Origin of the sequence: Zoogloea sp., assembly GCF_017302315.1 — a bacterium.
Taxonomy (GTDB): Bacteria; Pseudomonadota; Gammaproteobacteria; order Burkholderiales; family Rhodocyclaceae; genus Zoogloea.
On record NZ_JAFLDT010000105.1, the window covers coordinates 1 to 11858 of the forward strand.

10 protein-coding genes and 1 pseudogene are annotated in these 11858 nt (G+C 67.2%); 5 read left to right on the forward strand and 6 right to left on the reverse strand.

The window, feature by feature from the left end:
- A pseudogene (locus tag J0L98_RS19615) lies at positions 1 to 684 on the forward strand (hypothetical protein); the annotation flags it as partial.
- Here J0L98_RS19615 and J0L98_RS19620 read toward each other — a convergent pair.
- Positions 578 to 1096 carry a hypothetical protein gene (locus J0L98_RS19620; protein ID WP_296413651.1) on the reverse strand — a complete coding sequence of 173 codons (519 nt, stop codon included), beginning with the start codon at positions 1094 to 1096 and terminating at the stop codon, positions 578 to 580. The pseudogene J0L98_RS19615 and the gene J0L98_RS19620 overlap by 107 nt on opposite strands.
- Here J0L98_RS19620 and J0L98_RS19625 point away from each other — a divergent pair.
- The gene (locus J0L98_RS19625) at positions 1082 to 1669 is read left to right on the forward strand and encodes a hypothetical protein (protein WP_296413653.1); all 588 of its coding nucleotides are present in this window, start codon (positions 1082 to 1084) and stop codon (positions 1667 to 1669) included. The two genes, J0L98_RS19620 and J0L98_RS19625, sit on opposite strands and share 15 nt — an antisense overlap.
- On the opposite strand, the gene J0L98_RS19630 is transcribed toward J0L98_RS19625, so the two are convergent.
- Entirely contained in the window at positions 1666 to 5085 is a 3420-nt protein-coding gene (locus J0L98_RS19630) for an ATP-binding protein (protein WP_296413654.1), read from the reverse strand. The genes J0L98_RS19625 and J0L98_RS19630 overlap by 4 nt on opposite strands.
- 160 nt (positions 5086 to 5245) lie before the next feature.
- Between J0L98_RS19630 and J0L98_RS19635 the strand changes: the two genes are divergently transcribed.
- Entirely contained in the window at positions 5246 to 6106 is an 861-nt protein-coding gene (locus J0L98_RS19635) for a zinc dependent phospholipase C family protein (RefSeq protein WP_296413655.1), read from the forward strand.
- Between the two features lie 302 nt (positions 6107 to 6408).
- Here the strand turns inward: J0L98_RS19635 and J0L98_RS19640 are convergent, their stop codons facing one another.
- The gene (locus J0L98_RS19640; RefSeq protein ID WP_296413657.1) at positions 6409 to 6933 is read right to left on the reverse strand and encodes a phosphatase PAP2 family protein; all 525 of its coding nucleotides are present in this window, start codon (positions 6931 to 6933) and stop codon (positions 6409 to 6411) included.
- Positions 6934 to 6936: 3 nt separating this feature from the next.
- Positions 6937 to 8151: a glycosyltransferase family 1 protein gene (locus tag J0L98_RS19645; protein WP_296413658.1), complete on the reverse strand. Its 1215-nt coding sequence runs from the start codon at positions 8149 to 8151 to the stop codon at positions 6937 to 6939.
- Positions 8152 to 8316: 165 nt separating this feature from the next.
- Here J0L98_RS19645 and J0L98_RS19650 point away from each other — a divergent pair, with 165 nt between their 5' ends.
- Positions 8317 to 8442: a hypothetical protein gene (locus J0L98_RS19650; RefSeq protein ID WP_296413659.1), complete on the forward strand. Its 126-nt coding sequence runs from the start codon at positions 8317 to 8319 to the stop codon at positions 8440 to 8442.
- Positions 8443 to 8476: 34 nt separating this feature from the next.
- On the opposite strand, the gene arfB is transcribed toward J0L98_RS19650, so the two are convergent.
- Both arfB and J0L98_RS19660 read right to left on the reverse strand, forming a co-directional pair.
- Positions 8477 to 8878: an alternative ribosome rescue aminoacyl-tRNA hydrolase ArfB gene (gene arfB / locus J0L98_RS19655; protein ID WP_296413660.1), complete on the reverse strand. Its 402-nt coding sequence runs from the start codon at positions 8876 to 8878 to the stop codon at positions 8477 to 8479.
- Positions 8879 to 8888: 10 nt separating this feature from the next.
- Positions 8889 to 11552, reverse strand: coding sequence for an EAL domain-containing protein (locus J0L98_RS19660; RefSeq protein WP_296413661.1), 2664 nt, complete (start codon positions 11550 to 11552; stop codon positions 8889 to 8891).
- Positions 11553 to 11672: 120 nt separating this feature from the next.
- Between J0L98_RS19660 and J0L98_RS19665 the strand changes: the two genes are divergently transcribed.
- The coding region (locus J0L98_RS19665; protein ID WP_296413663.1) for a hypothetical protein at positions 11673 to 11858 on the forward strand (186 nt) is incomplete at its 3' end.

Here is an 11858-nt window from a genome sequence, read left to right on the forward strand (position 1 = left end):
TTTGGCCCGGTCAGCCGGCTGCTGCACAAGGCCATCGTCCCCCTGCCGGTGCCCGACCACACCACCCGGGTGGACTGGCTCGCCGGCGCCTCGGTCCTCATGCGCATGGACGTGCTGGACCGCATCGGCCTCTTCGACGAGACCTTCTTCCTGTATTACGAGGAAACCGAACTCTTTCACCGCGCCGCGCAGGCGGGCTATGCCACCGATTATGTGCGGGGGAGCGAAGTGGAACATATCGGCTCGGCCTCCACCGGCATGAAGACCTGGGACCGCATCCCCCGGTTCTGGCTCGATTCGCGGCTATACTACTTCACCAGGGTGCACGGCGCGGGGTACGCCGCGCTGGCAACGCTGGCCCGCCTCACCGGCGGGGCGCTGTGGCGGCTGCGCTGTTTCCTCCAGCGCCGCGATCCGGTTGATCCACCTCATTTCCTTGCCGACATGGCGCTGCATTATGCGACCCATGCCGCCAGGGCCCGCCGCCAGCGGCAGAGGCGGGATTGGTGGACTGAAGCTTGCGATCGCGGGCCGAACGGGCCTTTGCGAGTGCGGACTGGATCCGTTCCATATCGGTCTACTCGGTCTCTACGGTGGAAGCGCCATTCACCTCGGCAGGCTTTGGCGCAAGGCCGATCAATGAACCGATCGGGGCGACATAGATATGGACCACGAACAGGATGATCGGGATGTTGATCAGAAAGATCGCAAGTGTCGCAAGCCGGTTTGCCGACCAGCCCAGCCGCGCCGGCGCCCCGTCAAGGTAGCCGACCGTCCCAAAGGGCGGCGCGCCCAGAACCTTGGAGAGTTCGGACGGGCGGCGAATGGTCTGGTTCAGGATCTCCAGCAGGACCAGTAACGCCCCGGACAGGATCACGCCGGCTCCGAAAGACGCGATGGCAATGCGTTTGCGGTTCGGTTCGGCCCGATAGGCGGGAGGGACGGCCTTCTCGATCACGGTGATGCGCTGGCCACGGTCGGTGACTTCTGGATCGACGAGCGGCCGGTGACCAACCGCGCCTTCGCCGCCTTCGTGGCCGCCACCCGCCGCGCCGCGCACATTGGCCTGGACGCCGTCGAGGTGCACGGCGCCCATGGCTATCTGCTGCACGAGTTCCTGTCGCCCCTGGCCAACCAGCGCGACGATGCCTACGGCGGCAGCCTGGAGAATCGCCTGCGCTTTCCGCTGGAAGTCTTCGATGCGGTGCGCGCCGCCTTCCCCGCCGGCAAGCCGGTGGGCATGCGCATCTCGGCCACCGACTGGGTGGAGGGTGGCTGGGATCTGGCGCAGAGCGTGGTACTGGCCGAGGCCCTCAAGGCGCGGGGCTGCGACTTCATCCACGTATCCACGGGGGGGCTCTCGCCCCTGCAGAAGATCGCCCTCGGCCCCGGCTACCAGCTGCCCTTTGCCGAGCGCATCCGCGCCGAGACCGGGCTGCCGACCATCGCCGTGGGCCTGATCACCGAAGCGGAGCAGGCCGAGGCCATCGTCGCCACCGGCCAGGCCGACCTGGTGGGCGTGGCCCGGGCCATGCTCTATGAACCGCGCTGGCCCTGGCATGCGGCCGCCAGACTGGGCGCCCGGGTGGACGCCGCACCGCAGTTCTGGCGTTGCCAGCCACGGGGGCAGGCCGACCTGTTCAGCGGCGCGCGGATCGGGCAGCGCTAGCCCGGCGCCCACCCGGTGGTGTGGCGCAGGATGACCCGCACCATCTCCTCGGGGTCAATGGGTTTGGCCAGGTGATCGATCATGCCCGCCTCCAGGCAATGGGCACGCTCCTCGTCAAAGGCGTGGGCGGTCTGGCCAATCACCGGCAAGGCCGGGGCAATGGCATGGATCGCGCGGGTCGCGGCGTAGCCGTCCATGACGGGCATCTGCACGTCCATCAGGACCACATGAAAGGCAGCCGCCCCCTGCTGCGTCAGACAGGCCACGGCCTCCTGGCCGTTACTGGTCAGGCTCACCTCGGCCCCTTCAGCCATGAGGAATTCCTCCAGCACCATCTGATTCACCTCGTTGTCCTCCGCCACCAGGACCCGCAGCCCGGCCAGCCTGGCCCCCGCGCCCCCCTCCGGCAGCGGCGGGCCGACGGAATCCCTGTCGCGAACCACGGTATCCACCGGCACGCAGGGCAGGCGTACCTCGAAGGTGCTGCCCACGCCCGGACGACTGTGGGCGTGCAGTGTGCCGCCCATCAGCTCGACGATGCGATAGGTGATGGTGAGCCCCAGTCCGGTGCCACCGAACTTGCGGGTGGTCGAGTTGTCCGCCTGCTCGAAGGGGGCAAAGACCTTGGCCACCTCCCCTTCGCTCATGCCGATACCGGTATCGCTGACCTCGAACACCAGTTGCCCCCCTTCCTGCCCCACGCTGAGGGTGACACTGCCGCGCTCGGTGAACTTGATCGCGTTGGAGAGCAGGTTGATCAACACCTGCCCGACCCGCAGAGGATCGGAAATGCAGCTCTCGGGCAGGTCGGACAGGCGCCGGAGCCGCAGGGCCAGGCCCTTGGCCTGGGCGCGCTCCTCCATCAGCTCCAGAGTGTCACCGATGGTCCGGGCCAGATCCATCGGAATGGCCTCGATACGCAGCTTGCCCGCTTCGATCTTCGAAAAGTCGAGGATGTCGTTGATGATGCCGAGCAGCAACTGGCCCGAGGACAGGATGCGGGCAAAGGCATCCTGCGCCTTGTCGCGGCCACGGCTTTCGCGGAAACCGATGTGAGCCAGGCCCAGGACGCCATTGAGGGGGGTGCGTATTTCGTGACTCATGTTGGCCAGGAACTCGCTCTTCACCCGGGCCAGCCGCTCGGCCTCGGCGCGGGCCGAAACCAGGTCGGCGGTGCGTTCGGCCACCAGATCCTCCAGGCTGTCCCGGTAGCGGGCCAGCTCGTTGTCCTTGAGGACGCGTTCGGTGATGTCCTCGAGAATGGCGATCCCCCCCACGATCTGCCCTGCCTCGTCGCGCAGGGGTGCGCAGTTCATGGCGATGTTCAACTCGTGACCATCGTAGGTGGTGTGGTAGGGGCCCTCGTAGCGCCCCACCTGCCCCACCACGGCCTCTCGCAAGGCCGGCAGCACCCTCACGTCCTTCAGCTTGCTGCAGTCCAGCTGCTGCATGTAGGGCAGCGGAACGTTCATGATCTGGGCGAACTGCTGGTTGCAGTAACTCACCTTGAGCCGGGTATCATATTTGAGGATGCCCACCGGGGAGTGTTGCAACAGCAGGCGATAGTGCTCTTCGCTTTCGCGCAGGGCGATCTCGGTGATCTTGCGGTCGGTCACATCCGACTGCACCCCTTCCCACATCACCGAACCGTCCTCAAGGGAGCTGGGCCGGGCCATCACGGAGATCCAGCGCACTCCGGCCGCAACCCGGATGCGCCCCTCCCATTCGAAGGACGCCAGACCATCGCTGACGCGGCCCTGGGCCGCCTGGAATGAAGCCAGGTCGTCTTCATGGATCTGGCGATAAGGTATGCGCGCATCGGCCAGCACCGCATCGGCCGCCAGCCCCCACTGTTCGCAGAAGCGCGGGCTCACATACACGAAACGGCTGTTCTCCCAGGACCGCCAGTGCAACTTGAAGATCCCCACCGGGATGCTGGCCACCAGCCGCTCGTATTCGTCGAAGGCGCTTTTCAGGGAGGCCTCGGCGCGCCGCCGGTCCGTCACGTCCTGCACCGCGCCATGGACCCGGGCCGGCACGCCCGCCTCATCCCGCTCCGCCCCCGCGATGCCATGGATCCAGCGCACCTCCCCATCCGACCGGATGAACCGGTATTCGTGGTCGAAGGGTTCTCCGCGCCCCATGGTTCCCGTGTCAAAGCGCGCGAGGGTTTCCGCCCGGTCGTCCGGGTGCAGCCGCGCACGCCATATGTCCGGGGGAAAATCCTCCCCGGGGCGCACCCCGAAGATCTCGAGGAACTGCGGTGAAGCGTGTGTTTGCCCGGTATGGAGATCGATGGAGAAGACGCCCAGCCCGCCCACTCTCTCGGTGATGCCGAGGGCCTGATCGCGGTTGCGCAGATCGGCGAGGGTCTGCTTGAGCCGCGCCCCATGGGCGCGCTGACGCAGGTGATAGCGGATCACCAGCATGGCCGAACCGGTACTGAGGACCAGAAACACCAGCACCAGCAGCCCGGTGTTCAGCACATCGCCACGCCACGCCTCCAGGTAGCTCTCGCTGAGCAGACTCACCACAAGGACGAAAGGCAGCCCCTGGAGGCGACGCATCGACCCAACCCGCTCACCCCCCCCGGGGAGGGAGGTCCGGGTGCTGCCCGTCGTGGCCCCTGAAGTCAGCAGCTGGCGCAGATCGTCGGGGACATCCCGGTTGCCCATCTCGTTGAGCGCCCCCTCCAGCGCGGGGTAGGCACTGACCAGACTCAAGTCATCGTAACGCAGCATGGTCAGCCCCTTCGGCCCCGCCCTGGCCGTGGCCAGCAGTTCGGTCACGAAGTCCACCGGCACCGTTGCCACCACCGCCCCCCCAAAGCGCCCATCCGGCAAGCGGATGCCCCGCGCAAAGGCCAGAACCCAATTGCCGGTCTCCCGGTCACGGACGGGTTGCGACACCACCATGCCGAGCCCGGCCTCGGCTTCCAGGCGCTGGAAATACACCTGCTCAGCCTCGCTGGCACGTCCGGAGGCCCCCCCTTGGCTCGCCCAGCGCGGCTGGCCATCCGCATCAAAGACCCGCAACGCCTCGGTTTCCGGCAACCACCCCTTGTAGCGGGCGAGCAGGGAGAGAATGCCCTCCCGATGCATGCGCCCTTCAAGCTCACTGCGCTCGAGTTCATCGGCAAGCGCCCGCAGGGTGACATCGATGGTCCGTCCGACGCTGGTCAGGCTTTGATCGAGCACCTGCGCCGTGTCACGCGTGCTCAGGCCGGCAAGCTCTTCCGCCCGCTGGCGACCTTCCTTGATGCTGATCCAGGCAAGTTCGAAGACCGCCAGATTGGTGATAAGCACCGCCACGGCAAGCAGCCACTCGAAGCGCCAGAAATCGCGGGCATCACCTCGCCCCGAGCCTTTGGAAGGCGGGTTCCGGGAGGCGCCAGCAGTAGACGGCGGTGGGTTCATCAAGATGGCCAAAGGGCAACAGCCACAGGCGGCATGCCATTCTATCGGCTTCGGCCCTGAACTCTGTAGGGGGCCCGTCGGCGCGATGCAGAGCGCCCGCTTCACCGGCCTGACACGTCCCTGGCACGCCCCTGTCACGGCCCGCAGGCAAAGTCGCCCCATGGAAGCCCATGCCTCGTCCCGCCGACTCCCCGCACCACTGCTGTGCTTGTTGCCGCTGCTGCTGACGAGTACCGACGCCCTGGCCTGGGGCCTGTACACCCACGTCTATTTCGCCCAGTTGCTGCTGTGGGCGATTCCCCTGGCGGACCCGGCCCTGCGCCGTCTGGCCCGGCGCCACCCGCAAGGGGTCATGGCCGGGGCCTGTCTGCCCGACGTGGCGCTCACCGCCCGCAGCGCAGGCGCGGAAGCCCTCACCAGCAGTCATCGCTGGCCCCAGTTGCATGCCCTGATGGACGCGGCGAGGAGCGACGCCGAACATGCTGCGGTGCTCGGCTACGCCAGCCACCTCATGGCCGACATCATCGCCCACAATCATTTCGTACCGGCCCACGAACGCCTGTGGTTCGAATCCGACATCACCACCCACGTGGCCGTCGAGTGGGCCATGGACCGCCACGTGGCCGGTCATCTCTTCTCCCGTCCGGCGGATCTGCTGGAAGCGGAGCGCGACACCCTGATCCCGCTCATGGCACGGGCCTTCGAAAGCCCCCCCGAGAAGGTCGGTCAGGCGCTTGCCACTCTCACCCGCGGTGAAAGCTGGCTGCGCAGCAGCCACTTGCACGCCGGGCTCTACCATGCGGCCCGCCTGGTGGATCGGCGCGTGCAGCGCCGTTTCAACCTCTACCTGAACCACACCGGCCGACGTCTGGGCCAGCTTGGCCGCCTGCTGGAGGGCGAACTGCCCGGGTGGACCGCCGAAGTCGAGCCGCTGGCCGCCCGGGCACGCCTGGGCGGAACCCCCAACCGCATCCTGCGGGCCTGCCTGCCCCTACCCGAAGACCTCTTCCTGCGGGCCTGACAGGGACGAAAGCCGGAATCCGACACCTCGCAACAAGTGCACGCGCCCGCTGTCACGGGCGAAGCAGGCAGGCCGTTGACCAAGGCCGTCGCATCGGGAGCAACCCGGCCTGGAAGGGCGAGGGCGGCTTGAGAGGGTGTGAGGAAATCCTAGCGAGCCGGTTCGAGTTCGCCCCGAGAAGCGCAGCCGTACAAGGCTACGGTGAGCATCGCAGGGGCGAGCTCAGGCTGCGCAGTCGGTTTATTCACACCCTCTCGGGGAAGAGCCCGCCCGGCTTGTTGTTGCCGGGCGCAGGCCTGCGGTCAGACCAGGGCGATGGCCCCCTGGGCCAGGCAGGCGCCGATCGCTGCACCGGCCAGCACATCGCTGGGGTAGTGCAACCCCAGTACGGGGCGCGAGACCGCCACCAACAGGGCAAAGCCGTAGACGGCCGGGCCAAGGGCGGGGAAATGGTGGGCGAGGATCAGGGAAAAGCTCACGGCATGGAGGGTATGCCCCGAGGGGAAGCTGAACTTGTCCAGAGGACAGCCGGCACACACCACATCCGTCACCACCTCGAAGGGGCGCGGGCGCAGGGTGTGCATCTTGAGCAGCTTGTAAATCACCACCCCAAGCACACCGGCCACCAGCATGTGGCGCAGCGCCGGCAATGCCTCGCCACCGAACAGGGCAAACAGGCAGGCAGCGAGGGTATACCAGGCCACCCCGTCGCCCAGGCGGCTGGCCACACGCAACAGGTCGCGCAGGCCCCGGTGGCGGGAAAGCCGGTTGGAACGCACCGCCAGGCGGTCGTCCAGCAATTGCAGTCGGGCGGGCAGGGCGAACATGGCTTACCTCCGGGCAGTGACGGGGGAACTCAGGATGACCTGGCGCTGTAATGTCACCAGGCGTTCGACGATGGCCTGCCAAGCCAGGCTGGCCACCCGCTCTCGCGCAGCCAGGCGCTGACGGGAACGCAGTTCAGGTGCCTCGGCGAGGGCCACGGCACCGGCCACGAAGGCGGCCTCGTCGCCGGGCTCGGCCAGCCACCCATGTACCTTGTGTTCGATCAGCTCGCGGGCCGCCGCATCCCGGTAGGCCACCACCGGCAGGCCGCTGGCCAGGGCTTCGGCCACCACGTTGCCGTAGGTCTCGGTGAGACTGGGAAACAGGAAGAGGTCGCCACTGGCGTAGTGCTCGGCCAGGAAGGGGCCGCTGCGCGGGCCGCAGAACACCGCCGCCGGCTGACGCGCCTGCAGGGCCTGCGCGGCCGGACCGCTGCCCACCAGGATCAGGCGTGCCCGGGGCTGACGGGCACGGATCGCGTCAAAGGCCTTCTCCAGCAGGGCCAGATTCTTCTCCGGGGCAATGCGCCCCACGTAAACCACCGCCAGGTCATCGTCCTCCAGCCCCCAGCTACGCCGCAGGGAGGCACTGCGCCGGGCCGGATCGAAGAGGGCTGTATCCACCCCCCGGGAGACCACGTCCACCCGTGCGATCCCCTGTTCGGCCAGCTCGCCGCAGAGGGCTCGGGTAGGAACGAGGGTCAAGTCGGCACGGTTGTGGAACTTGCGCAGGTAGGCCGCGATGGGACGTTTCAGCCAGCCCACCCCGTAGTGGCCGCTGTAGCGATGAAAATTCGTGTGGAATTCGCTGATCACCGGCAGCCGCAGCTTGCGCGCCGCGGTCAGCGCCGACCAGCCCAGGGGGCCTTCGGTCACCACCTGGACCACATCCGGACGCTGCACCGACCAGCGGCGCAGCAGCACCTTGCGGGCCGGCAAGCCGAGTTGCAGGTTGGCGTAACGGGGCAGCGGAATACCGCGGGAGAGCATCTCCTCCACCCCCTCCGCGCCATCGGCCAGCTGGATCGACCCGCCCTCGTGGGCCTGGCGCGGACGGATCAGGTCCACCCGGTGTCCGGCGGCCACCAGCCCATCCACCATGCGGCCAGTGGTCATCGCCACCCCATTGATTTCGGGCGGATAGGTCTCCGTCACCACGGCCACCCGAAGGTAGGTCAGTGGATGGGCGAGTTCCTGGCAAACGAGTCCGGCGCGGTCCATGCACGCAGTGTTGCGGCCCGATGCTGCACGGATGTGACGCGAAGGTGATGGCTGAGTGACGACGGGCGGCAAGCCTGTATTTTTGCCGAAACAGTTTCGCGCCCGGCATCAGCCTATAGTGGTCGGGCACCCGGCTTTCGCCGGTGCGCCAAGAGGAGCACGATCATGACCAAGTCGAAACAGAGCAACAAGGAAGTCAAGAAGCAGCCCTTGCTGAACCCCAAGGAGAAGAAGGCAGCCAAGCTGGCCCGCAAACACGCCGGTGAGGTGGTGCCCTTCCTCCCCCGCTAGGCGCCTCCCGCGCCGCGCAAATCGCTCTACCCTTTCATTCGACCCTTCCGCGGCCGGCCTTGACCGCGCTGCGGCGGGCCTTGCCCTCCAGGCGCCGGGTGACCGAACCCCGGGTGGGGCGCGTGGGCCGCCGCGCTTTCGGCACATGGGCAGCGCTGTCCACCAGCTCCTGCAGACGGCGCAGGGCTTCGGCGCGATTCTTGTCGAGGCTGCGGAATTCCTGGGCCTTGATGACCACCACCCCCTCCTTGCTGACACGCTGATCCCCCAGCAGGAGCAGGCGCGCCTTGATGGCCTCCGGCAGCGCCGATGCGGCGATGTCGAAGCGCAGGTGCACGGCGCTGGAAACCTTGTTCACGTTCTGCCCGCCCGCGCCCTGGGCGCGGATGGCGGTGAACTCGACATCATCTTCGGAGAGGCGGGGCGCGGCGTGCATGGGCGCCACTTTACCCCACGGCGCGCTCCGGAGCCTCCAGGTAGCGCCGGAAGTCCGCCTCGGGCAGGGGCCGGGCGAAGTGATAGCCCTGGGCCTCGTCACACCCGAACTGCCGCAGCACGGCCAGCACCTCCTCGTTCTCCACGCCTTCGGCGATGGTGGTGAGGTTGAGGCTGTGGGCCATGTCGATGATGGCCCGCACGATGGCCGAGTCTTCGGGGTCGCTGGTCAGATCGCGTACAAAGGACTGGTCGATCTTGAGCTTGTTCACCGCCAACCGCTTGAGATAGGCGAGGCTGGAGTAGCCGGTGCCAAAATCGTCGATGGACAGGCGCACGCCGGACTCCCGCAGGCTGTGCAGGGTGGCCAGCACCTCGTCGGTCTGATGCAGCAGGGTGCTCTCGGTCAGTTCGATTTCCAGCAGATGGGCCGGCAGACCGCTGTCGCGCAGGGCCTCGGCCACCGTCTGCTCGATGCCGCCGCGCTTGAACTGGATGGCGGAGATGTTCACCGCCACCACCAGGTGGTGCCCCGCAGCCCGCCAGGCAGCGGCCTGACGACAGGCCTCGCCCAGCACCCAGGCGCCCAGGGGAACGATCATGCCGCTGCTTTCGGCCACCGGGATGAACAGCCCGGGAGGCAGCAGGCCGCGCTCCGGGTCCTGCCAGCGCACCAGGGCCTCCGCCCCCACCACCCGGCCGCTGCGCAGATCGAGCAGGGGCTGGAAGTGCAGCACGAACTCGCCGTTGTTGAGGCCGCGCTGGAAGTTGGAGCGCAGGCGCAGGGACTCCTGCACATGCTGGTTCATGGCCTCGTCGAACAGGCGGTAGGTGTTCCGGCCGGCGTCCTTGGCGTGGTACATGGCCGTGTCGGCCTTTTTCATCAGGGTGGTGAAATCCCGCCCGTCGCCAGGGAACAGCGCCACACCGATGGACACCGAGGTGGACAACTGGCGCCCTGGCAGTACCACCGGTGCCTCGACGCTGGCCAGCAGGCGGACGATGCGCTGGGTCAGGCCATCCAGCTCACGCACCCCGGGCAGGATCACCAGGAACTCGTCGCCCCCCAGGCGGCACACGGTGTCGGCCTCGCGGAGCTGCCGGCGCAGCCGGGTGGCCAGGGCCTTGAGCATCTCGTCACCCACATCGTGGCCGAGGGAGTCGTTGATGGTCTTGAAACCGTCCAGATCCAGGAACAGCAGGGCTACCTGCTCGCCGGCCCGCAAGGCAAGAGCGCGAGCCTGCTCGAAGCGGTCTTCCGCCAGCAGGCGGTTGGGCAGGGCCGTGAGGGGATCGTGGTGGGCCAGGAACTCGATCCGCGCTTCGTTACGACGACGCTCGGTGATATCGGCAAAGAGCAGCACGGCACCCACATGGGTGTCATCCTTGACCAGGGGATAGGCGTCGAAGCGCACCGGAAGCAAGCTGCCATCGGTCCGGGAGAACAAGCCGTCATTGCTGTGCACAGCCGTCCCCACGGCCACGGCCCGCCGTATCAGGCAGTTCTCCGCGGCCAGGGGCTGACCGGCGGCATCGTGGGTGTGCAGCAGGCTGGGGATATCCTTGCCCTGCAGATCGGCTTCACTGGAGAAACCAAGAATCTGCAAGGCAGCCGGATTGCAGAAAAGATGTCTTCCGTTCCGATCAATTCCGCAGATGCCTTCCCCCACCGAATTGAGAAGAAGCTGGAAACGGTCCTCGCTGGCCTGCAGGTCCCGGGCCGCACGCCGCTCCTGCTGTTTGGTGAAATGCAGGCGCCACAGCAGCGCGCCCAGCGCACACAGGAACAGGGTCGCCGCCCCCACCGCCCACAGGGCATCGCGCTGCCAGTGGGCCAGGTAGTCGCGGGTGGCGATCCCGGCGGCGGCGTAAAAGGGATAGTTCCCTACCCGCTTGTAGGCATAAACCCGCTCCACCTGGTCGATGGCGGCCTCGTAGCGGATGGTGCCCTCCCGCTCGCCGGCCTCGATGCGCATGTGCATGGGGTTATTGCTGAGGGTCTGATTGACCCGGTCGGGCTGGGCCGGACGGCGCAGCACGAGGCGACCGTCATCGGAGCGCCGAAAGGTGATGACTCCACCGGGCCCCAGATCCACCGCATCGAAGAGCGCCTGCACGTAGTTCAGTTCGAGGGGCGCCATGGCCACCCCGGCAAAGCCCCCGTGGGCATCGCGTATCGGCGTGGCCATGTATAGCTGCTGACGCCCCGCCATGCGCCCCACGGCCACCTCGGAGAACACCAGCGACTGGGTAGGGTCCTTGCGCAGACTCTCGAAATAACTGCGTCCCAGGGCGTTCGCCCGGGGTGACTCAATCTCGGACGCGAAGCGCACCACCCCCTCCCGGTCAATCAGGCGAAAGCCGGTGATCTCCGGAAAATGCCGGGCGCGCAGGGCCAGCTGGAACTGGACCTGGCGCTGAAGGGCGGGTGAAACGGCACTTTCCAGAGCCTCCAGTGGGGTCTCGGCCGCCAGCTCCTCAAGGCCGGCTTGAGCCCGGCGGAGAGTGGCCTCCAGGCGCGCCTCTAGAACATTGACCACATTGCGCGCACTCGTTTCCGCCTGACGATGCAAGTCCCCATACGCCGCCACGAGCAGAAACGCCAGCGGCGCCACAATGGCCAGCGCCACAAGCACGAACAGAACCGGGTAGCCGAGACGAGGGCGAAAGGACATGGGGCGGTTTAACGGCGGCGGACTCCCGAACTGAAGTCACTTGCTGCGGAAGCACTCCTCCCGCTCAGGCCACCCCAACCCCTGAAAACACAGTAAAAAAGGCCTATCATTCGCCCCCTCATGCGCATCGAACACCTCCGCCAACGGCTCGCCGACCTCGGCGCCAAACCCGTCCATGTCCAGCGCATGCTGCGCGCCTGGACCCACGCCCTGGGTGGCAACGCCCTGCTCGAGGAAATTCTTGACCGCGGCCTGCCTTACCTTTCAGGTCCGCAGTGGCTGGCCGAGAATGTTCTCAAAGGGCGC